27 protein-coding genes are annotated in these 20899 nt (G+C 62.1%); 11 read left to right on the top strand and 16 right to left on the bottom strand.

From position 1 onward, the window contains the following. Positions 1-2: 2 nt before the first annotated feature. Positions 3-1349, bottom strand: coding sequence for a GAF domain-containing protein (locus FHX08_RS05825; protein WP_132651860.1), 1347 nt, complete (start codon positions 1347-1349; stop codon positions 3-5). After that, entirely contained in the window at positions 1346-1780 is a 435-nt protein-coding gene (locus FHX08_RS05820) for a hypothetical protein (RefSeq protein ID WP_245508218.1), read from the bottom strand. The genes FHX08_RS05825 and FHX08_RS05820 overlap by 4 nt, the downstream gene beginning before the upstream one ends. A 209-nt stretch (positions 1781-1989) precedes the next feature. Between FHX08_RS05820 and FHX08_RS05815 the strand changes: the two genes are divergently transcribed. The 3 genes from FHX08_RS05815 (at position 1990) to FHX08_RS05805 (ending at position 4164) form a co-directional block, all read left to right on the top strand. Further along, the gene (locus FHX08_RS05815) at positions 1990-2697 is read left to right on the top strand and encodes a hypothetical protein (protein ID WP_132651862.1); all 708 of its coding nucleotides are present in this window, start codon (positions 1990-1992) and stop codon (positions 2695-2697) included. 667 nt (positions 2698-3364) lie between these two features. Then, positions 3365-3676, top strand: a complete 312-nt coding sequence (locus tag FHX08_RS05810; RefSeq protein WP_207896868.1) for a helix-turn-helix transcriptional regulator — start codon at positions 3365-3367, stop codon at positions 3674-3676. 2 nt (positions 3677-3678) lie between these two features. Then, positions 3679-4164 carry an SRPBCC family protein gene (locus tag FHX08_RS05805; protein ID WP_184326977.1) on the top strand — a complete coding sequence of 162 codons (486 nt, stop codon included), beginning with the start codon at positions 3679-3681 and terminating at the stop codon, positions 4162-4164. 178 nt (positions 4165-4342) lie between these two features. On the opposite strand, the gene FHX08_RS05800 is transcribed toward FHX08_RS05805, so the two are convergent. Beyond that, positions 4343-4771 carry a hypothetical protein gene (locus FHX08_RS05800; RefSeq protein WP_132651866.1) on the bottom strand — a complete coding sequence of 143 codons (429 nt, stop codon included), beginning with the start codon at positions 4769-4771 and terminating at the stop codon, positions 4343-4345. Positions 4772-5076: 305 nt separating this feature from the next. Here FHX08_RS05800 and FHX08_RS05795 point away from each other — a divergent pair, with 305 nt between their 5' ends. Beyond that, entirely contained in the window at positions 5077-7548 is a 2472-nt protein-coding gene (locus FHX08_RS05795) for an autotransporter domain-containing protein (RefSeq protein WP_184326976.1), read from the top strand. A gap of 29 nt (positions 7549-7577) precedes the next feature. Continuing rightward, positions 7578-7724, top strand: a complete 147-nt coding sequence (locus tag FHX08_RS05790; protein ID WP_165911839.1) for a hypothetical protein — start codon at positions 7578-7580, stop codon at positions 7722-7724. A gap of 197 nt (positions 7725-7921) precedes the next feature. On the opposite strand, the gene arsK is transcribed toward FHX08_RS05790, so the two are convergent. Genes arsK through FHX08_RS05760 form a run of 6 tightly spaced genes read right to left on the bottom strand, consistent with a single transcriptional unit; the run spans position 7922 to position 11539 of the window. Next, a complete protein-coding gene (gene arsK / locus FHX08_RS05785) occupies positions 7922-9094 on the bottom strand; it encodes an arsenite efflux MFS transporter ArsK (RefSeq protein WP_132651868.1) in 1173 nt (390 codons plus the stop codon). Continuing rightward, on the bottom strand, positions 9087-9515 hold the full coding sequence (gene arsC, locus FHX08_RS05780) for an arsenate reductase (glutaredoxin) (RefSeq protein WP_132651869.1): 429 nt from the start codon (positions 9513-9515) through the stop codon (positions 9087-9089). The genes arsK and arsC overlap by 8 nt, the downstream gene beginning before the upstream one ends. Continuing rightward, entirely contained in the window at positions 9512-10216 is a 705-nt protein-coding gene (locus FHX08_RS05775; RefSeq protein ID WP_184326975.1) for an MIP/aquaporin family protein, read from the bottom strand. Before FHX08_RS05775 ends, arsC begins: the two co-directional genes overlap by 4 nt. Next, positions 10213-10656, bottom strand: coding sequence for an arsenic resistance N-acetyltransferase ArsN2 (gene arsN2, locus FHX08_RS05770; protein ID WP_184326974.1), 444 nt, complete (start codon positions 10654-10656; stop codon positions 10213-10215). The genes FHX08_RS05775 and arsN2 overlap by 4 nt, the downstream gene beginning before the upstream one ends. Next, positions 10656-11186, bottom strand: a complete 531-nt coding sequence (locus FHX08_RS05765; RefSeq protein ID WP_184326973.1) for an arsenate reductase ArsC — start codon at positions 11184-11186, stop codon at positions 10656-10658. Before FHX08_RS05765 ends, arsN2 begins: the two co-directional genes overlap by 1 nt. Continuing rightward, positions 11183-11539 (bottom strand): helix-turn-helix transcriptional regulator, encoded by a 357-nt coding sequence (locus FHX08_RS05760; protein ID WP_132651873.1) that lies wholly within the window; start codon positions 11537-11539, stop codon positions 11183-11185. Before FHX08_RS05760 ends, FHX08_RS05765 begins: the two co-directional genes overlap by 4 nt. A gap of 42 nt (positions 11540-11581) precedes the next feature. Here FHX08_RS05760 and FHX08_RS05755 point away from each other — a divergent pair, with 42 nt between their 5' ends. Further along, a complete protein-coding gene (locus FHX08_RS05755; RefSeq protein WP_184326972.1) occupies positions 11582-12100 on the top strand; it encodes a DUF6428 family protein in 519 nt (172 codons plus the stop codon). Positions 12101-12134: 34 nt separating this feature from the next. On the opposite strand, the gene gcvA is transcribed toward FHX08_RS05755, so the two are convergent. Next, the gene (gcvA, locus tag FHX08_RS05750) at positions 12135-13022 is read right to left on the bottom strand and encodes a transcriptional regulator GcvA (protein ID WP_184326971.1); all 888 of its coding nucleotides are present in this window, start codon (positions 13020-13022) and stop codon (positions 12135-12137) included. A 136-nt stretch (positions 13023-13158) separates the two neighbouring features. Between gcvA and FHX08_RS05745 the strand changes: the two genes are divergently transcribed. The 3 genes from FHX08_RS05745 (at position 13159) to FHX08_RS05735 (ending at position 14675) form a co-directional block, all read left to right on the top strand. Beyond that, entirely contained in the window at positions 13159-13419 is a 261-nt protein-coding gene (locus FHX08_RS05745) for a hypothetical protein (RefSeq protein WP_312862117.1), read from the top strand. Positions 13420-13431: 12 nt separating this feature from the next. Then, a complete protein-coding gene (locus tag FHX08_RS05740; RefSeq protein ID WP_184326970.1) occupies positions 13432-13884 on the top strand; it encodes a VOC family protein in 453 nt (150 codons plus the stop codon). A 164-nt stretch (positions 13885-14048) separates the two neighbouring features. After that, complete coding sequence (locus FHX08_RS05735; protein WP_184326969.1) at positions 14049-14675, top strand: cysteine hydrolase; 627 nt, start codon at positions 14049-14051, stop codon at positions 14673-14675. Positions 14676-14746: 71 nt separating this feature from the next. Here the strand turns inward: FHX08_RS05735 and FHX08_RS05730 are convergent, their stop codons facing one another. The 3 genes from FHX08_RS05730 to FHX08_RS05720 form a co-directional block, all read right to left on the bottom strand. Continuing rightward, on the bottom strand, positions 14747-16741 hold the full coding sequence (locus FHX08_RS05730) for an ABC transporter ATP-binding protein/permease (protein ID WP_184326968.1): 1995 nt from the start codon (positions 16739-16741) through the stop codon (positions 14747-14749). Positions 16742-16847: 106 nt separating this feature from the next. After that, entirely contained in the window at positions 16848-17756 is a 909-nt protein-coding gene (locus FHX08_RS05725; protein ID WP_184326967.1) for a sigma-70 family RNA polymerase sigma factor, read from the bottom strand. Continuing rightward, positions 17753-18496 carry an SDR family oxidoreductase gene (locus tag FHX08_RS05720; RefSeq protein ID WP_184326966.1) on the bottom strand — a complete coding sequence of 248 codons (744 nt, stop codon included), beginning with the start codon at positions 18494-18496 and terminating at the stop codon, positions 17753-17755. Before FHX08_RS05720 ends, FHX08_RS05725 begins: the two co-directional genes overlap by 4 nt. Before the next feature lie 190 nt (positions 18497-18686). On the opposite strand from FHX08_RS05720, the gene FHX08_RS05715 reads away from it, so the two are divergent. Continuing rightward, entirely contained in the window at positions 18687-19199 is a 513-nt protein-coding gene (locus tag FHX08_RS05715) for a GNAT family N-acetyltransferase (protein ID WP_184326965.1), read from the top strand. A gap of 59 nt (positions 19200-19258) precedes the next feature. After that, positions 19259-19609, top strand: a complete 351-nt coding sequence (locus FHX08_RS05710; RefSeq protein ID WP_184326964.1) for a DUF2200 domain-containing protein — start codon at positions 19259-19261, stop codon at positions 19607-19609. A 15-nt stretch (positions 19610-19624) separates the two neighbouring features. Here FHX08_RS05710 and FHX08_RS05705 read toward each other — a convergent pair whose 3' ends face one another. From FHX08_RS05705 to FHX08_RS05695, 3 genes are read right to left on the bottom strand one after another with little or no spacing between them, the layout of a single operon-like run. Beyond that, the gene (locus FHX08_RS05705) at positions 19625-20176 is read right to left on the bottom strand and encodes an AAA family ATPase (protein WP_184326963.1); all 552 of its coding nucleotides are present in this window, start codon (positions 20174-20176) and stop codon (positions 19625-19627) included. Positions 20177-20210: 34 nt separating this feature from the next. Then, positions 20211-20615 (bottom strand): type II toxin-antitoxin system VapC family toxin, encoded by a 405-nt coding sequence (locus FHX08_RS05700; protein WP_184326962.1) that lies wholly within the window; start codon positions 20613-20615, stop codon positions 20211-20213. Then, a complete protein-coding gene (locus FHX08_RS05695) occupies positions 20612-20845 on the bottom strand; it encodes an AbrB/MazE/SpoVT family DNA-binding domain-containing protein (RefSeq protein ID WP_132651885.1) in 234 nt (77 codons plus the stop codon). Before FHX08_RS05695 ends, FHX08_RS05700 begins: the two co-directional genes overlap by 4 nt. Positions 20846-20899 lie beyond the last annotated feature (54 nt).

The raw sequence follows: 20899 nt of genomic DNA, 5'->3' as shown, positions 1-20899 counted from the left end.
GCTCACTCTTCCACCACCTCGATCTCCGGCCGCCCCGCGAGCGTCAGCCTTAACCGCCCCCGGTCGGCGCGTTCGAGCATGATCGGGCCTGCCTTTTCCTCCAGCCGCCGGCGCAGGAGGATCAGCCGGGTTTCCAGATTATCCTTGAAGTCGGGCAGCTGCAGGCGCCGGTCGCGGCGGATCTCGCGGTTCTGAAAATCCTGCTTGCCGGTGCGCACATAGTCTTCGAGGAAATGCAGCAGCAGCCGGCCCGGCACGCCGCGGATGAGATAGTCGTCATCGACGAAGAGCGAGCCGTCACGCGGATAGAAGCGCACGGCGATGCGCCGGCCGGCAGGCCCGCTTCCGGTCTGGCCGGCCGGCGCGTCGGCCTTTTCCCGCCCGTTCGTCTCCGCCCGCTCGCGTTCCTCGGACAGGAAGGAGAGCGCAGTGGCGAGATGCGCCGCGATCACGTTCAGCGCTTCCTCGTCCCGATGGCGGAAGGTGAACCGCTCGGTCGATTCCGAAAACAGCACGCCGACGAGCCTGCCCCGCGCCACGAGCGGCAGCGCGATCTGGCTGAGCGGCTTGTCGAGGGCCGGAAGCGGAATCGGCGCCGCGTCCTCGACACCCGCCATCGCCCGCACCGCCTGTACGTAGCGCTGGCCGCGGCTGAGATCGGTGATCCGCACATTGCGCCGCCGCTCGGCCGCAACGCCGATAATGCCGCGCCCGGCCGGAACCTCGGCGCCGAAGCCGAACTGGTCGTAGCCCCGGCTGGCGATCGTCGTCAGGCCGCCGCGTTCTCCGTCCGGCACCAGCACCATGGAATGGCTGTAGCCGAAAAGCTCGCCCAAGCCCTCGAGCGTGGCGTCGAGCAGCGTTTCAGGATCGCTGCAATCAGATATGCGTGCCGTCAGGCGCGCCACCTTGCCCATCAGATCGGGCAGAAAGAGCGGCTCCGGCTCGACCAGCGGATGGGCTGCCGGCACGGCCTGGCAGTCTTCGACCCGATAAATGTCGACGGCGCGCAGCTTCATGATCCCGCTCATCCGGCTTTCCAGGATCGCCAGATGGATCGCCACTCGCTCGAATGTCTCGCCCTCAGTCTCCGAGCGTTCGAAGGTCAGGTCGAGCACGTGCTGCTGGCCGCTATAGCCATCGACCACCATCACGGTCGCAAGCCCGTTGCGCGCCACATTGGCGGCGGTTTTCGAGAAGAACTGGTTGGAGAGCGCCACATGCGTCTCGTCGACGTAATGCACGTGCGAAAGGTAGGAAATATTCGGCATTCCGTCGGCATCGGTGGTGGCGATGACGGAAGGAATGACGCCCTCGAAACTGTCCCGCAGCCTTTCGAGCGGAATCATGCAGCAGCTTCCGGCGTCAGCCTACGTCCGGCGCCCGGCCCCGGCGTCTGCTCGAAGATCGCCTGCGGCTCGATCGTCAGGCAGACGAGGTCCTGGTCCGACAGCGTGCTGGAAAGCTGCATGCGGGTAACCCCGAGCGCCATCATCCGCGCCAACTGCTCTGCGACATAGGCCTCGCCCCGTGCCCGGTGGGCCTCATCAGCCGGCCCTGCCTCTAAGATCCGGCCCTTGATCTGGCAGGCCTTGTAATCGGTGGCCCGTACATAGGTCGTGGCAATCGGCCGGCCCACCAGCGCTTCGCCGACCGCTCTCGGCCATTGGCTGCGGGAGGCGAGAAAGTGGAGGTGCCCGCTCTGCCGGTCGACGCGCACCCCCGAGCCCCGGCCAATCATCGGCCGGCCGGCTTCGTCGCGCGTCGCAAACAGTATCATGACGGGACTTTCTATAAATTCCACCAGTTCCGGCCCGAGCAATGCTTCTCTCCACGATACCAGGCGATGATAGTTAGTTAGGATATTCTTAGCAATCGTTCCAATTGCTTAGGATGGTTTTAGGAAGCGCCTCGCAAAGGCCTCGGCTATCTCCCGCTCATCAGCCCGGCGCACGGAAAGAGACGCCGGCCAACGAGAGGAAAACCATTATGAGCCACGAATTCTCGCTTACCAGCATCCCCGATCTCAACGGCCGTTACGACATTTACGGCGCTGTTCATAAGGGCCTGCGCAAGGCCGGCTGCGACCTGCTCGGACGCCTCGGCACGGCCGATTTCCAGAACGTTGAGGAGACGGTCTTCCTGATCGGCGACCTGCGCCATTACCTGATGCTTGCCGCCTCCCACGTCACGCACGAAGACGACAACATCCATACGGCGCTGGCCGACAAGGGCGTCTCGACCGTCACGCTGGACGAGCAGCACGACGATCATCGCACCGCCTTCCGCGAACTGGAGGAATTGATCGTCGCCTGGGAAAACGCCTGGCCGCTGCACAAGGCGGCTTGCGGCCGCAAGCTTTATCTCGCCTTTGCAGCCTATATCGCCGATGACTTCGCGCATATGCATGAGGAAGAGGCGGTGACCGGCCCTCTCCTGTGGCGCAACTTCACCGACGACGAAATGCTCGGCATCGAGATGCGCATCATCGGCTCGCTGCCGCCGGAAAAAAGCATGGCCTTCATGCGCATCATGATCCCGGCGATCAATCCGGCGGAGCGCGCGGCGATGCTCGGCGCCATGAAGCGGAATGCGCCGCCGGAAATCTTCCAGGCCGTCATCGACTTCGCCGTCCGTCCGGGGCTTTCGGCCGGCGACTTCGCCAAGCTTGCCGACGCCCTGAAGCTGGCGGCCTGAACGGCAGCAAGTGTGCGCCGGTGAAGACGGCTACGGGCGGAGGATCGAGGCTCCGCCCGTAGCATCGCCGAAACTTCCGGAGAAGAACCATGTGCAAACCAAACGGCGAGGCCGGCATCCCGGCCGACTGTCCGCGCCGCGGCGATTGTCGCGGCTGTTCGCGTGCTGCTGATTTCTGGGATGGCCTGCTGGAGGATCGAAAGGCATCCGAGTCCCCGCCTTTTCCCTCGTCCCTGCGCCCGCGCCCGCAGCTGGCCACGGCGCCTTATAAGCGCGCCTTGCCGGCGGGATAAATCCAGCTGCACAACCTTGCTTAGGACACCGACATCCCCCGAACTTCCCTCATCCATGTGCTCGTCACAGGGATCCAGCCTGCCCAAGTCCTGGGCAGGAGAGACTATTTTGATTGCTGCTGGTGGTGCGTCATTGACCGCGCCGACGCGCGGTGGCTGGCTTCCTGTGACATCCCTCGCGCTCGCGCGAGGACACAGGATGACGGAGGTTGGGGCCTGCGCCACATTACTGGCACCCTGTTCTACATTCCTGCCAGCGCCCTCACCGCGCCAATCACCGCCAGCCCATGCAAACCACTCCAATCACGTTATCGCCACCCCGCCTGCTCCCCATTGACATCCCGAACGCGTTAGTCTAAACGAACGCGTTAATGATGACTTACCCGAACAACGGCTGGACAGCCCTGGCCGAGCCGATGAGGCGTGCGATCCTCGAACGGCTCGTCGAGCAGCCGTGTTCGGTCGGAGACATAGCAAGTGCGCTGCCGATCAGCCGGCCGGCGGTATCGCAGCACCTCAAGGTTCTGAAGCAGGTCGGGCTCGTGGTCGATACGCCCGCCGGCAAGCATCGCATCTACCGCATCGATCCCGCGGGATTGGAGGCGCTTCGCGCCGAACTCGACAGCTTCTGGAGCAAGACACTGGCGGCCTACAAGGCTGCCGTGGAAAAACCACCGGAGACGTGAAAATGAGTGCAGACCCGTCCGCAACATCCATCACCCATTCCGTCACTGTCGAAGCGCCGATCGAGCGTGCATTCAAGGTGTTCACCGAGAATTTCGGTGATTTCAAACCGAGAGAGCACAATCTGCTCGCCGTCGCCATCGCGGAGACGGTGTTCGAGCCCCGCGTCGGCGGCTTTCTTTATGATCGCGGCGTCGATGGCAGCGAGTGCCGCTGGGCGCGCGTGCTCGCCTACGAGCCGCCGTACCGCGTTGTGCTGAGCTGGGACATCAGCCCGCGATGGCAGCTCGAAACGGATCCGGAAAAGACCAGCGAATGGGAGGCGCGCTTCATCGCCGAGGCGGCCAATCGCACCAGGGTCGAAATCCAGCACCGCAAGCTCGATCGCCACGGCGACGGCTGGGAAGCCGTGCGCGGCGGCGTGGGTGGAGATCAGGGCTGGCCGCTCTACCTGCGGCGCTATGCCGAGCTCATATCGCGCCAAGCCTGAAGATCTGATTCAAAGGAGCTCGTCGATCTATACAGCTGCCGCCAGCCTGCTGGCGGTCGGCCTGCACATATCGACAGGCTGACGCCCGCGCTGCCGGTCGAAAACCGGCAAGCGCCCGCCTTGCCCGCGGCAGGGGCGGACACCGCCTCTGCCTCCCGTCGTATTCTACTTTCTGAGTTTACTGGCAGTTCGGCCGTATCTGTGCGGACGAATCCGATCCGGGAAGTCCCGCCGACGGGCCGGTGCCGGACATGCCGTTGCAATCGGGTGTTCCACGGCTCATCCCATTGCCGGTCCCGGACAGGCCGCGCACGTTAGGATTCGTGGTGTTCGGGTTGGGCACGATACTGTTGGTGGTGTTTGTGTCCGGCGCCATCGTATTGCCGATGCCCGTACCAGTTCCAGTTCCAGTTCCGGTTCCAGTGCCCGTGCCGTTCCCTGCCCCGACGCCACCGGAGGTCCCGGGCGCGATCACAGTGCCTCCGGAGGCGCCGCCTGTGCTGCTTCCCGCACCGCCCGCGCCACCGCCGACACCCGTCGACTGCGCCATCGCCGAAGTGGAAAGCCCGATAGAAAGGATGGATACCGTGATGAGCTTCTGAAGCATGAATACCTCCATGTGCTTCATTGGTTTCATCAGGGAAAACTTGAGGCACAGCGCGAGGTTCCGCTCATCACGAATAAGTTTCGACCTTGTCGATATGCCTGTTCTGATGCGTGGAAGACATTTCCTCAGACGTCCTTTGCGTGTAAAGAATTTTCGTTTTCCTAAGATTTCTAAAACCACTGCGAGCTTTTTTCATGGCAACGTCCCTGTCCCACCGTCCTGCGCCAACGTTTCGGGGATCGTTTGGGACGCCGAAAACCGGTGGAAGCCACTGGAGTCACAGGTTGTTTCCCGGCAGGACGTCCATGCGCCAGTTCATGTTCGGCCCGCTTTCCCTGATTCTTCTCTCTGTCGTCGCGCTGCTGGCCGCGGCGACCGCTTCGGCGCAAGCCGCCCCTGTCGTTGCCGCCGTTTCGGTCCCTGCGAATGGATATTACAGGGCTGGTGACAACCTGACCTTTATGGTCCATTTCAGCGAGAACGTAACGGTCACCGGCACACCGAGCCTTTCAGTGGTGATCGGCAGCTCGTCGCGTGCGGCAAACTATTTAGGAGGAAGCGGCACGAGTGCCCTTGCGTTCGGATACACAGTTCAGCCCGGCGACATGGACCTGGACGGCGTGTCGCTCGGGGCCATGATCAACCTGAACGGCGGCACGATCGAAAATGCCGGAGGTGAAGCGGCCGACACCACGCTTAATAACGTCGCTTCGACGAGCAATGTCTTCGTCAACACGCAGCAGCCCAGCGTCGCGGCCGCCGTCCTCGGCAATCCGCCCTCAAACGCGACGCAGGTGACGTTCCAAATCGTCTTTTCGGAGGCCGTGACCGGCTTCACATTGAGCGACATGGTCCTGACCGCGACAGGAACCGCAAGCGCCACACTGACCTCGCTCCAGACCTCCGACAACATCACGTATACGGTTCTCGCCCAGGCCATTTCCGGTTCAGGCACACTCCGTCTCGATGTCCCCGCAAATTCGGCTCAAAACAATGCGGGCAACGGCAACCTGGCAGCGGCCTCCGCGCCCTGGACCGTCGGCGCCTCATCCAATGCCGATCTGTCGCAGCTGCAGCCCAGCCAGGGCAGCCTCAGCCCGGCTTTCAGCGCGAATACGCTGTCCTATTCGATCTCGGTGCCCCACAACGTAACCGCCATCACCTTGACACCCGTCGTCTCCGAGTCGAACGCGACCGTCACGGTCAACGGTTCACCCGTCGCTTCCGGCAGTGCCAGCATGTCCGTTTCCCTTGCGGTGGGTTCCACGGCGATCCCTGTCGTCGTCACCGCACAGGATGGCACGATGAAGACCTATAATGTCGATGTCATCAGGTCCGCTCTGGGGGTCACGGCAGCGTCCCGCACGGTCACGGTGATGGCGGGAACGACGGTCGCAGTCGATCTGACGGCGGGCGCGACCGGGGCGCCCTTCACCGCAGCCGCGCTCACCTTCCTGCCGAACCCGGAAGCAGGAAAGCTGTATTTCGACGCGGCGCAGAAGCGGCTCTCCTTCACGGCGAGCCCTTCGTTCGCAGGCTCGACACAGGTCGGTTTTACGCTTTCGAATGCGTCCGGAACGTCGGCGCAGGCGACGATCACATTTGCCGTTGCCGCCCGTCCCGATCCGACTGAGGATTCCGATGTGATCGGCCTTCTCAATGCACAGGCGGATGCCGCCAGGGACTTTGCCCAATATCAGACGCGCAACTTCAACAACCGTTTGGAGCAGCTGCACGATGAAGGCGAGCGACAGCGCCGGTCATTCGATATCCGCCTCGGGCTTCGCCGCTCCGACAACGGCGGCTCCAGTGGCGGCCCCAATGGCGGCCCCAATGGCGGCATTGCCAATGCCGAGCGCCAGTTCGGCTGGCCGGGCGGCAGCGCCCCCGATCTTGTCAATCCCGCCCTATCCCGCCGGCAAGGCGACAGCACGGGGATACAGGGGATGGATCCCGGACCCTTTGCAGTCTGGTCCGGAGGCTTCGTCGATTTCGCGGATACCGGCAATAGCGGTCCGGATATCGGCTCGACCACGGTCGGCGTGAGCGCCGGCGTCGATTACCGATTCTCCGATCGCTTCGTCGCCGGCTTCGGCCTCGGCTACGGGCATGACAAGAGCGATGTCGGAGATGACGGCACGGAAAGCCGTGGCGCCGCTTATAGCGCTGCGATCTACGGCTCCTTCAAAGCCGCCGATAACCTGTTCCTCGACGGCCTGGTCGGCGCAAGCCGGCTTGATTTCGATTCAAGCCGCTACATCAGCTCATCAGGGGATTTTGCCGAGGCCACCAGGGACGGACGGCAGATGTTCGCCTCCCTCACAGCAGCTTACGAATTCCGTAACAGAACCTGGCTCGTCTCTCCCTATGGCCGATTCGAGCTGTCCAGATCATGGCTCGACGGGTTCACCGAGAGCGGCGGGGGCATCTACGACCTGACCTACGGCAATCAGACTGTCGATACGGCCGCGGGCGTCATTGGCCTGCGCCTGAGCTACACACTCATGACGGACTGGGGAATGCTGACGCCGGGCGCGCGGGCGGAATATACCCATGATTTCGCCGGTTCCAGCCGGATGCAGCTCGGATATGCCGATACCGGCACTCTTCCCTACGAATTCGAAGCGGAGGACTCGGGGGATGACTATGCGTCGCTCGGGCTCTCGCTCGATGCGGCCCTCCTGAACAATTGGGCAGTCGGCGTGGAATACCGCGCTTCCATCGGCAGCGGCAGGCAGGACCATGCCGTCGGCATCCGGGTCAGCAGCCAATTCTAGCGGATTCCTGCTGTGCAAAACCGTGGTCAATGGCAGAGCGCAGCCATGCGCGGGCGTCCTTGGATCGCCCGAGGGCGGCGATCTTCGATCGAGAGAATGTCGATCAGGTCAGCAAGTCTGAAACGGTGCTCGACGCCGCCGACATCGATATAGATTTCGCCGCCGCTGATGTGTAAGCCTACGGCAACGAAGTTTCTTTCTTCACCCTCATCCAATACAGATACTATAAACAGAGGTCCCTCCCTCTCTCGTGTATCTCCCTAGATAATGTAAATCGGTGAATGCTTTATTATTAGCAGTTAATAATGACTTATATTCAATATATTGCTATAATTCAATATGCAGCGGGACAGACACGCGCCTGGAACAGGCATTACAATACCGCTATTGACATCAAGGCGATGATGGAAAGTCCGCCAAGCGCGGCGGTGATGCCGAGCGACGACATGATGCCCAGATTCTCCATCGCAAAAGCCAGCACGAAGGGCGCAAGCGCCGACAGGATCAGTCGCGCCGCCATCATCTTGCCCTGCAGCTTGCCGTAACCTTCACTGCCGAAGAGATTGAGCGGCAGAGTACCGGTAACGATGCTGAGCAGACCGTTGCCCATGCCGAAAATGACAGCAAAGATCATCGCCCCCGGTACGGATGGGGCCGAGAAGAGAAGCACCAGCACGCCGCCCGGAATGAGCATCGCCGCGATGACGGCGAGATGGAGCGGCGGCAGGTTCTTGCCGAAGATCATGTTGATCAGGCGGCTGCTGACTTGTGAGGGCCCGAACAGCGTGCCGACGAGGGCGGCGGTCGCGCCAAGCCCGAGACCTGAGAGCAGCGGCACCAGATGCACCAGGACGGCGGAGCTCGAAAGCGACATGAGCGAAAAGCCGGTGACCATGATGGCAAAGCCCAGCCGGCGCCGCTGAGGCGGCAAACGTCCCTCCACGCGCGGGGCGGCGGTCGACGCGGCTGCTCGGCGCATGCTGCCGCCATGCGATAGCCAGGCATGGATCGGCAGGCAGATCGTAAGATTGAGAGCGGCGAAGACAAGATAGACGTTCTGCCAGTTCAGATGCGCATGCAGGGCCGTGGTGATCGGCCAGAAGATCGTCGAGGCGAAGCCGGCAATCAGCGTCAGATAGGTGATGCTGCGCGAAGCGACCTGTGGGCGGATTTGCACAAGCAGGGCGAAGGCCGCACCATACTGGACGAGATTGGCAGCGACTTCGACAGCGATCAATGCGACGACGTAAGCTGCCCTGTTGGGGGCGAAGGCACAGGCAGTCAGAGCGGCCGCCGCCGCAAAGGAGCCTGAAGTCATCACCCTGCCCGCCCCGATCCTGTCGAACAGCACACCCAGCCAGGGCGCCGTGAGGCCGCCGATGAGAAGTGCGGCAGACAGCGCGCCGAAGACCCATTCGCTCGACCACGCAAATTGCGCGGCCATGTCGGGGGCTAGGATGCTGAAGCTGTAATAGAGGGTGCCGTAGCCGATGATCTGCGTGATGCCGAGCGCAAGCACGGCAAGAAGCGGCACCCGTTCAGACAAGGCGTTTGCCTTCGGCGTCCAGAACCTGCTCGCCGTCTTCTTTGGCAAACGGACCTTTATGCGTATCAGGCAGGATATCCAGAACAAGCTCCGAAGGCCGGGCCAGCCGGGTGCCGAGCGGCGAGATGACGAAGGGCCGGTTGATCAGGATCGGTTCTTTCAACATCGCGTCCAGCAGCTGATCGTCGCTCAGGTCCGGATTGTCGAGCCCGCGTTCGGCATAAGGTGTCCCCTTCTCGCGGATTGCCTCGCGAACGCTCAAACCGGCATCGGCGATCATTTTCATCAGCTCGTCGCGCGATGGCGGGTTTTTCAGATATTCGATGATTTCGGGCTCAATGCCGGCATTGCGGATCATCGCAAGCGTATTGCGCGACGTGCCGCAGTCCGGGTTGTGATAGATAGTGACGTTCATGCTCATGGGGTGGGTTCCGTCTCAGCGAGAGTTTGAGGATTTCGTTCTTCCATCAGCAGCCATCCGGCAAGCATCAGCGCCAGCAATGCGCCGACGAGTTCCGCGACGATGAAGCCCGGCAGGTCGACCGGGCGGATGCCGGAAAACGTATCCGTCAGCGAACGTGCAATCGCGACGGCCGGATTGGCGAATGAGGTAGAAGCGGTAAACCAGTAGGCAGCGGTGATATAGAGTGCCACCAGCCACGGCACGGCATCCTGCCGGAAACGAATGCCGGCGAGAATGGTGAAGACGAGGCCGAAACTTGCTGTCGCTTCGGCCAGCCACTGACCGCCGCCGGTACGCACGGTGGACGATACCTGAAACAGCGTCAAATCGAACATCGCATGGGCGAGAAGCGTGCCGATGATGCCGCCGACAATCTGCGCGATCCCATAGGCCACGGCGTCGCCGGCAAGGAGCGAGCGGCGCAGGGCGAATATGAGTGTCACGACCGGATTGAAATGCGCGCCGGAAATCGGCCCGAGCAGCGTGATCAGGACGACAAGGATCGCGCCTGTCGGGATAGTGTTGCCGAGCAATGCCATCGCCGTGTCATCCGTAAGCTTGTCGCTCATGATGCCCGACCCGACGACCGTTGCGACCAGCAACAGAGTGCCGAGGGCCTCGGCAGCCAGTCGCCGCGAGAGAGGAAATACGTCGTTCATGTCGGCAGGCTCCGCACCATCATGACAGCCGATGCGGGGCACAGGCTCGCGGCTTGCCGCGTCGTCAGAATGGCGGCCGGCGCTTCATCGCGGGCGATCGCCCGGAAGCCGAGCGACTGGAAGAAGGGAGCGGCCGACTCCGTCAGCAGATAGGCGGCGCCAGCGCCCTTCCCGCGAGCTTCATCCAGCAGGCCAAGGGTGATGGCATGGCCGAAACCGAAACCTTGCCGATCAGGCAGGACCACGATGGAGCGCAGCAATGCTGCCTCGCCATAAAGTTCCAGTCCGCCGAAGCCGACCGTCTCGCCCTCGCGCGAAAACCGGAAGAAGCTTCGGCCGGCATCCGAGAGATCATCGACCGGAAGCCCGGCGCCGGCAAGCGCCGCGCGCAGGCCGGCGTCATGGCCTTCCACAGGCTGTTGGTGAAGGGCGACGTCCATCAGCTTGCCTTTGGCTGAATCACGCTGGCGCCGTCCATCATGCCGATCTGGCGCAGATGCGATTCCAGCGCCAGCTTGTCGATAGACGCAATCGGCAGGCTGAGAAAGGCCATGATGCGGTTCTTGAGGAAGCGGGCTGCCTGGGCGAAGGCGCGCCCCTTCTCCAATTCGCTGCCCTCGACGGCGGCGGGGTCTTCGACGCCCCAATGGGCCGTCATCGGATGGCCGATCCAGACGGGACAGGCCTCGCCTGCGGCGCTGTCACAGACTGTGAAGATGAAGTCCATTTCCGGCGCGCCCGGTTCGGCGAACTCGTCCCAGCTTTTCGAGCGGAAGCCCTCTGTCGGATAACCGAGCAATGCGAGTTCCTTCAGCGCCAGCAGATTGACCTCGCCCTTCGGCTGGCTGCCGGCGGAATAGGCCTTGAACCGGCCTTTGCCTTCCGCATTGAGAATGGATTCAGCCAGAATCGAGCGGGCCGAATTGCCGGTGCAGAGAAATAGCACGTTATAGATGCGATCGGTGGTCATTGCAGTTTCTCCTCCATTTTAGGGGCGCAGCAGGCCGCAACCTCCGCGGCAGGCGCACAGATTTCCGGATGGCCCACGCAACAGTCTTCCATCAGGAAGCGCACGAGACCGCCGAGCGCTTCGTAATTCGCCGTGTAGATGATCGACCGGGATTCCCGCTGCTGGGCGATCAGCCCGGAGCGCTCGAGTTCCTTCAGATGGAAGGAGACGTTTGACGGGGACACCTCGGCCTTTTCGGCAATCGCGCCTGCGGCCAAGCCGTCAGGGCCGGCGACGACCAGCATGCGGATAATGTGCAATCGGGTTTCCTGGGAGAGCGCACCGAATGCGATGAGGGCTTGACGCTGATCCATATTTCAACAATCCTTGAATCGTTGAAATGTGGAATAACGCAGATGAACGCGATCGACAACAGCAAAATGCAGAAGGAAGACATCGCCCTCGGCGAGCTCATGACCATTCTCGCCGGTGCCAAGGATTCGCCGCTGATCTTTTATTATGATGGCCGTCCGGTGAAGCCGGGCTATCACGTCACCGAAGTCAAGGCCGGACAGTTCCAGGCGCTCGATTGCGGCGCCAATCCGGAAGCCTGGAGCGAGATCTTCATTCAGATTTGGGATATCGAAGAGGATGACCGCACCCATATGCCATCAGGCAAATTCCACGCGATCATTCGCAAGGTCACCGAGCATGTGAAACTCGACGATACGGCCAAGCTCACATTCGAAGTCAGCGACGGCGCGCGGCCGATGCAGCTGTATTGCGCGGCAATGCCGACACTGCGCGCCGGCGCCGTGCATGTCGAACTTTCCCCGCGTGCCGCAAGCTGCAAGCCGCGTGACCGGTGGCTTGCCGAGCAGGCGCAGGCTGCCGCCTGCTGCGGGCCTGCGACTTCCGCTAGGTGCTGCGGCTAGACGCAGAGCCTTCCCTCCGGCCGGAAGGCAAGCCCTATCCTTCCGCCATTTCGCTGAACAGCCAATCGCGGAATGCCCTGACTTTCCTCTGCCGCAGGGCGCCCTCAGGATAGACGACGTAATATTTCCATCTGGACTTCAGGCCGAGATCAAAGGGGCGTATGAGGCGCCCTGCCGCAAGGTCGGCGGAGACGAGCGCGCTTCTGCCGAGCAGCACGCCCTCGCCTTGCACGGCAGCCTCGACGGCGTAAGCGGCCGAATCGAACCTCAAGCCGCCGCTGGGATCGACATCATCAAGGCCGGCGGCCTGGAGCCAGATCGCCCAGTCGATGCGGAAATTATCATGGATGAGCCGGTGAAACTTCAGATCGGCCGCCGACCGCAGAGGATGCTCGCCCTCAGCCAGTTCCGGGCTGCAGACAGGAAAGACCTCTTCATCGGCAAGAAACTCCGATACGACGCCCTCATAGTCGCCGGCGCCGAAGCGGATCGCGATGTCGATCCCGTCCCGGAGGAAATCCGCAAACAGGCCTGATGTCGAGAGCCGCACGTCGATGTCGCGGTGCGAGCGGTGGAACCGATTGAGCCGCGGCACGAGCCAGCGACCGGCAAAACCGTCCGATGTGCTGACATTGAGGATACCGGACGAGCGCGGCGCCGCGGCGGCGACCGTCGCAGCGCCGATTCGATCGAGCGCAGCACCGATGTCGGCGGCATAGGCGGCCCCGGCCGGCGTAAGCTGAACGGACCGGGTTCCTCTCTCGAAGAGCCGCGTGCCGAGCTGCTCTTCGAGATTGCGGATGGCGCGGCTGACGGCCCCATGCGTCACATGGAGTTCGGCTGCAGCCTTCGTAAAGCTCAGGTGGCGGGCCGCGGCGTCGAAAGCGGGGAGCGTGGTGAGCGGGGGAAGTCGGCGTGCCATCGTCTTACCTGTGACTGTTGCTCACAAATACTGCAGGAATATTCGGTTGTCGTCCAGCCTTGATCGGCGCATCTTCGCCATATCAGCGAGGCCATCAAGCCCCTGAAAGAAGGACACGAAGCAACTGGAGGTTCCTGTGACTATCTCTCATACTTATGACGGACCATGCATCGCCCCGGCACCCCTGCGTCGGCCCGCCGCGAACATGACAGGGCTCATCACCGCGATCCGCGAGCGAACCGCACACCTGTTTGCAGCCCTGCAACAGCAGTGGACGATGCAGCGAATTGCCCGCTTTTCCGATCATCGGCTGCACGACATCGGCTTCGAGCGCGATTGGGACGGGTCCGTCAATTGGACCAAGGGCCGATCGATAGCGGCTCGCTGCGGTCGCTGAAGGAGAAGTGGAATGAAAGTCTATCCCCATCTCTGGTTCGCATCCGAGGCCGAGGAAGCGATGGAGTTTTACACGTCCGTCTTCAAAGACTCGAAGGTCGTCGGCCATATCGATCTTCCCGATCCCGAGTTATCGGTCGTCCGTTTCGAGTTGGCCGGCCTGCCTGTCGCCGCCCTCAACGCCCACTCGCGCGTGCCCTATAACGAGGCCTTTTCCTTCCTCATCGAGACCGGCGACCAGGCTGAAACCGACTATTACTGGAATGCCCTGACATCAGGTGGCGGCAAGGAGCAGCCATGCGGATGGCTGACGGACAAGTTCGGTGTCTACTGGCAGGTCACGCCGACGGCCTTGCTGCAGATGATCGCTGATCCGGACAAGGAGAAGGCGGCCCGCGTGCTGCAGGCAATGTACAAGATGAAGAAGATCGTCATCGCCGACCTCGAGCGCGCCTACCGCGGCTAGCTGCCGTGGGATCCATATTCCGGATTGGCGGCGGAGCCTTGCGGTCATGTGCCGCTCAGAGACTGGCGAGCCGCCGATTGCAGCGTGCGAGCATCGGATCGCTGTTCAAATGGCCGCCCGTGCCCTAACTAAAGGCGGTCACCATTGTCCGGAATATCGAGCCCATGACGATACCCACGACACTTGCAGACTGGCTTTCTCCTGATCGTACCGCCCTGCTGGTCTACGACATGCAGGTCGGCATTATCAGGCAGGTTCCGGGAGCGGAGGAAACGAGCCGTCGCATCGCCGACATCATCGCCGCCGCCAGAGGTGCGGGAATGCGGATTGCCTTCTGCCGCCATCTTTCGCTGCCGAAATCTTGGATGGGGCTCTTTGCAACCCGCATGGCCATGGCATGGCAGCGCACCGATGATGCCGATGATGTAAAGCCCTGGTTCCTGCGCGGCAGCGATGCCGTTCAAATCATTCCGGAGCTCCAGCCCCAAGAGCAGGATTTCGTCTTCGACAAGCTCGGCATGTCGGCTTTCGAAGGAACGCCGCTGGAACTCGCCTTGCGGGATGCCGGCCTTTCGGCGCTCGCCATCTGCGGCATTGCGATGGAGATCGGCATAGAGCCGACCTGCCGCCACGCCGCCGATCTCGGCATCGTGCCGATCCTGATCGAAGATGCCTGCGGCTATGGAGATGCGGACGCCGCCAGACGCTCCGTCGACTCCCTTCGCTTCATGGGCGACACGATCCTGTCGAATACGCAGGAATTCCTGTCGGCGGTCGCTCGCCCAAAGTAGGGCCAGCCCAACGCGGAGTTCCAGCAACCTGCCTCCGAAGGCTGCGATGTAAAGGTCCCACCGGGCGCTCTTCAGATTTTCTTCCGCGCCGCCGCCTTGTTCGAACGTCTGCTGTCCGTCGGCCGCGTATCCAGGAGGCGCGACAGCATGTTCCCTTTCCTCCTGCGCGGAATGAGATCGATGTCGCTCACAAGCTTTGCGCCGCCCTCCCGCCGCTCCAGGGTGATCTTGCGGCTATGGTAAGCTTCGAGCTCGGCGCGGTGCGCGACGCTGACGATCGTGACCTTGGGCAACTCCTCGATCACCATCTCCATCATCCTGTCCTGGCTCTTCTCATCGAGCGCCGAGGTGGCCTCGTCGAACACGATGATATCGGGCTGGTGCAGGAGCAGGCGCGCAAAGGCGAGCCGCTGCTTTTCGCCGCCCGACAGGATCTGGTCCCAGGGCGCCTCTTCCTCGAGCTTCTCCTGGAGATAATCAAGCCCAACCTTCTTGAGAGCGGCCTTGATCTCATCCGACGGCCAGCCGTCCGCGGCATTGGGATAGGCGACGGCACGCCGCAGCGTGCCCGAGGGTATGTAAGGCCGCTGCGGCAGCATGAACAACCGCCTGCCGGGGTGGAAATCGACGCTGCCGTGGCCCCAGGGCCAGAGACCTGAAATGGCGCGCACCAGCGTGCTCTTGCCCGAGCCGGATTCTCCGGCCACGAGCACCCGCTCGCCCGCATCGATCTCGACCTGCGTTTCCTTGACGACGGCCGTACCGTCATCCAGCGACACTGAGAGATCGTTGAGGCTCAGCATCGCCTCGCTCTTCGTTTCGCCATGCTGGATGCGCCCCAGAGCATCGCTCTGTTCGGCGCGCTCCAGCCCGTCGAGCGACATCATCAGCGAGGCGACGCGCCGTGCGCAGGCATTCCAGTCGGCAAGGCGCGGATAGTTATCGACCAACCATCCGAAGGCGGTCTGAACGATGGCGAAGGCCGAGGCCGCCTGCATCACCTCCCCCAGCGTCATGTTGCCTGCCAGGAATTTCGGCGCGCAGAGCAGCACCGGCACGACAGGGGCAAACAGCATCGACCCGTGCGATACGAAGGTCGTGCGCATATACTGGTGCGCAAGCAGCGCCCATTGCCTCAACACATTGCCGAAGGTCTTGTCGAGGTCGCTGCGCTCCTCCTCTTCGCCGCCGAGCAACGCGATGCTCTCGCCGTTTTCGCGCACATGCGTCAGCGTATAGCGAAACTCGGCTTCCACCTGGTTCTTGACCTCGGAAACCTGCACGAAATGCCGGCCGATGACGGCGATCGTGGTCGATATGATGACGGCGTAGAGCACAGCCGTGACGACGAGAAAACCGGGAATGGTGATGGTCATCTCGCCAATCGGCAGGCTGAGCGCCCCGCCGATCGTCCACAGTACGACGATGAAGGTCGAGGCCGACACGAAGGCCGAGATGACGCCGGCGACGAAATCGACGGGCGATTCCGTGGCTATCCGCATATCCTCCGAAATACGCGCCTCGGGGTTCTTGTGGTCGCCGCCGATGAGGTTCAGCTGGTAGTAACGCCCGTTTGCCAGCCAGCGGGCGATCAGCGCCGTCGTCAGCCACTTGCGCCAGCGCCGCTGGATCATCATGCGGACATAGACCTGCGTGGTGACGAGCGCCACACTGCCGAGCACGAGCGGCGGGAAGACGGCAGTCAGATAATAGACGACGCCGGCATCATGCCGCTCTATCGCGTCGAAAATTTTGCGGTTCCAGATATTGATCCCGTACTGGAAGCCGACATTGGCGCCGATGAGAATGAGGAGCCCGATCGTGCAGGGCCAGGCAAAACCATCGCCGCGGCGCGACCAGTAACCCCGCGCGCTGATCCAGAAACGCTTCAGCAAATATTTCTTGCGTACCCGCTCCGCCTCCTCGGGCGTCAGGGCCGGATCGGGTTCGGCAACCTCTGGCGGCGGCGCGACCTCGCCGGTCGATGCCTTCCCCTGGCGCCTCTCCTCGGCACCACCGGCTCTGGCGCCGTCGACCGATTTCGGACGGATTTTAGCGTCGGTCATGCCACCGAAAACGGATCAGAAATCGAAAGGTTTCACGATCGCGGCAAGCTTGGTCCTTGCCGGAAGGAGCGGAGATCGAAGCTGAATGCGTCCTGATCAATGCCTGTCACCGCGGCGCGGCCGGCACGACATCAGCACCATCAATGACATAGGTCGCGTAACGATGGTCGCGGATCAGGCTGATCTTCTGCCCCCGCCATTCGAGCAGCATGAAATAGGAAGGAGCGCCCGACGGCTCGGTCGATACCAGCAATATTTCCCGGCCTTCCAGCCAGGCGGGTTCCAGCCTGACCGGCGGATATTCGGCATAATAGGTGAAAAATCGGCCGACATCGGCAGCACCCGAGATTTCCGGTCGCCGCGCCTGGCGAAGCCGGACGTCATCGGCAAGCAGGCTGCGCAAGGCGTCCCAGTCCCGGGCATTGAAGAGCGCTGCGAAGTTCAGGACCTCGGGAGTGGCTGATGGCGCAACCTCGGACCGCACGTCGGAGATGGCCCGCAATCGCGCCCGGCCGCGCGCAAGATGCGCCTTGACGGCGTCGACGCTCAGCTCCAGCAGCGCTGCAATATCGGCAAGCGACTCTCCCAATACATCCTTGAGGATGACGGCGCTGCGCTGCGGCACCGGCAATTCTGCAAAATGGCTGAGCGCAAGCCGCACCGTATCCTGCCGGATCAGCGCGTCCTCCGGGCCGACGGCGCTGGCATCGGCCAGATCGAAGACCGCCTCGATGGGCTCCGACCGGCGCGTACTGCGCTGGCGCAGGGCATCGATGGCTCTGTTATGCACAATGCGAAACAGCCAGGGTCTGAGCGGCGTGTCCGGCGGGATCGAGCCAACTGTCGCAAACACCCTGGCAAAGGCATCCTGAATCACGTCCTCGCCGTCGATCACCGACCCCACGAGACGAGCGGCATAGCGATGCAGTTCGGGGCGAAGGGCATCCGCTTCGCCCGCCAGGGCTGCGAGCAGATTTTTCCTCTCTTCAGCTTCGAGAGCAGCGTCCTGGGTCATTCGATGACCGTCACACCCGTATCTCCGCGCACCGCATAGACCATGGCCTCGGCGAGATCGGTCTTGCCGATCAGGTCGGCGACTGTATCGCCAAAAGCGCGCGGCGTCATGTCCGGCCATGTGGCGGCCTGTTCGGCATATGTCCGGCCCGCCGCAGCGGCATAGGCGGTAATGCCGGTATCGCCCACACCGGTTCCGGCAAACATCTGCCGGGGAACGATGACCCGGAACCGCAGACCCAGGCCGAGTTTCTCCGACAAGGCCTCGGCATATTTCGCGATGAACCACTGCGCCCGCTTGGCGCCCGCATAACCTCCCGATAGTGGTGAGCCCTGCACGGCTGCGCCGCTTGAGACGAGGACGACAATTCCGCCCGGCGTCATCGGCAATGTCAGGGCAGCCTGCACCCAGTGCAGCGCGGCCTTGACGTCCACATTCCAGTTGGTCGTGAACGCCTCCCAACTGATCCGGTCGATCCGTTCCATCGGCGGTTCGGCACCGGCATTCATGATGACGATATCGGGTCGCGTCTGATCCATGATCCGCCATGCGGCGTCGGCATCGGTTGCATCGGCCGATATGGCGGTGACGGCCGTTTGCTCGCCCGCTCCCTGCACGGCATCGGTGTTTCGGGCAACCACGGTGACGTCGGCCGCGCGCGCCACAAAGGCCTCGACCAGCCCCTTCCCCAGGCCGCGGCTGCCGCCGACAACAACGATACGCTTTCCTTCCAGATCCATCTCTTAGTCCTCATTCGCGTCGGATCCGACCGCTCGACGACGGTCGCAACTACGACGTTCCAGCGAGGTGAAAAGAGTCACGGCATCTGCGATTTGTGGGATTCGGGTCAAAAATCAGTGTCGACCGAATGCGACAGTGATTGCAGCCGGCGCCATTGCGGTTCGCCTGCAACGTGGGACAAACTAAAGCATGGCACAAGAAGGCTTGAAGATCCGAACAGCGTTTCCTGGCGACATGGCAACGATCGGGGAGATCGTAGCAACCTCCTGGCGTCACACATTTACCGGGCTTGTATCGTCTGAATTTCTGTCATCGCTATCAGCCGAACGCCAAGCCTCCCGCCACAGCCGGATCTTTTCTAAGGCTGGAGTCGTTTATCGCGTTGCGACCATAGAAGGCTCCGGCATTGTTGGCTTCGCGTCCGGAGGTCCAAGTCGTCAAACAGAATTCTTCGAAGGAGCAGAACTCTATGCCATCTACCTTCGACCAGAGTTCGAACGGCAAGGTATCGGCAGCGCCTTGTTTGGGGCCGTCACAACAAAGCTGACTGAGGCCAGCCCCGAGGGCTTCTACCTCACTGTGCTCTCCGCAAATCCGAACCGCCAATTCTACCATTCGATGGGCGGTCGCGAAGTGAACGCGCCAGACATTCAACTCGGTAACGAGTCTTACTCCCAGGTCGGGTTCGTTTGGAAAACATGACATGACACAGTTCCCGGCTATCCTCTCCCGGGAAATATCCGCAACGTCAGGGAGGCGGCATGGCGAAGCATCGTATCTATTCGATCAGCCTGGCAAGCGTTTACCCGCACTATATCGCCAAGGCCGAGAAGAAGGGGCGCAGCAAGGCGGAGGTCGACGAGATCATTTGCTGGCTGACGGGCCACAGCCCGGAGAGCCTGGACGATCAGCTGACACAGAAAACCAGCTTGGAGGGTTTCTTTGCGCAGGCACCGGCGATGAACCCTTCCCGGTCGCTGATAACAGGCGTCGTCTGCGGCGTGCGCGTCGAAGAGATCGAGGAGCCGACCATGCGGGAGATCCGCTATCTGGACAAGCTGATCGACGAGCTTGCCAAGGGAAAGGCGATGGAGAAGATCCTGCGCGGATAGGCGCTCACCCGGCCCTCATTCCCTCCCCGTGCCGGCGCGATCGCCCTCGCCGCATCTCCAGAGGATATCGTCGACGACTGAGCCAAGCGGCTGCGTCGCATCGATACCAATGGCATCATCCGGCAGGTCTTCCCTTGTCGCATGCGCGCGCAAAACCACATTCAGCTCGGCCGGTTTGCCGCCAAACTCGTCGTCGGCCCTGCCTGCAAGCCGCCCCTTCAGCGTCTCCAAATCGATCTCCAGAACGAAAACCGCATCGAACAGATCGATGAACCGACCGGAATTCCGCGAACCGCCGCAGAAGAAGGTGATCGGATGGCTGCGGTCGGCACAGGCCGACCTGACCCTGCCGACATTCCAGATATGATGCCTGTGCCTGAAATTGACATCCTGGCCATTCTGCCGAAGCGCGGCCTCGTCCAGCCGCTCACCCGTCAGCGGATCGCCCTGATAGGCCAGTTCGCGGTCGCCATGAATGACGTGATAGCCGCGCCGCTGCAATTCCGTGGCGACCGAGGTCTTGCCCGTGCCGGAAACCCCTTCGATCAAATAATTCCTGATGCCCATGTCGCTCCCATCGGATGAACCGCACAGTCTTCAATCATCGAGCTGGTGATATCAACTCGATGGTCGGGAAGTAGGAGTGATACCGGCCGACATCGCGCGTCAGCACCGGCAGCGTCTGAACCGCGGCATGCGCGCCGATCAGAAAATCCGGCAGAACACCGGTACGAGACCCACCGGCGCGGCGATACTGCGTAAATGCTTTTCCCGCCAGAAATAGAGCAGCCCTCGGAAAGGGCGCCAGGATCAGCTCCGCTTCATCGATGAACCCGTCGAGTTCCTCGATGCGTTCATAGCGGACGGCGAGCTCCGCATAGATGATATCGTTGATGAGCAATGGTCCCGTGAGACTGGCCGCTTCGAGTTGGGCTATCGACCAGTCGGCCAAGACCGGGTCGTTCGTTACGAGGTCGAGCAGGACATTGGTATCGACGAGCGTCACGCATCACCACGGGTGAGCGCCATGATCGCATCCGTGGTGAGGCCCTTTCCGGCATGTCCCCGAAGCTGCTCAAAGCGGCTGGCTGGCTTTTTCTCGTCAGCCCGCGTCAGCACCACGCTGCCATCTGCAGCCCGATGAAAATCGACCTTGCTTCCAGGCGCGATGCCCAAGAACTCGCGAACCGCTTTCGGGATCGTCACCTGCCCCTTTGCCGTCACCGTTGTCGTCATGATCGCAATCCTGTAATACCGATCTGCAATCAGGTATTACCTTTTGTCCGAGGT

Source organism: Rhizobium sp. BK529 (assembly GCF_014194105.1).
Classification (GTDB): Bacteria; Pseudomonadota; Alphaproteobacteria; order Rhizobiales; family Rhizobiaceae; genus Rhizobium.
The sequence above is the reverse complement of the archived record's forward strand: the minus strand, read 5'-3'. Positions and strand labels throughout refer to the sequence as shown.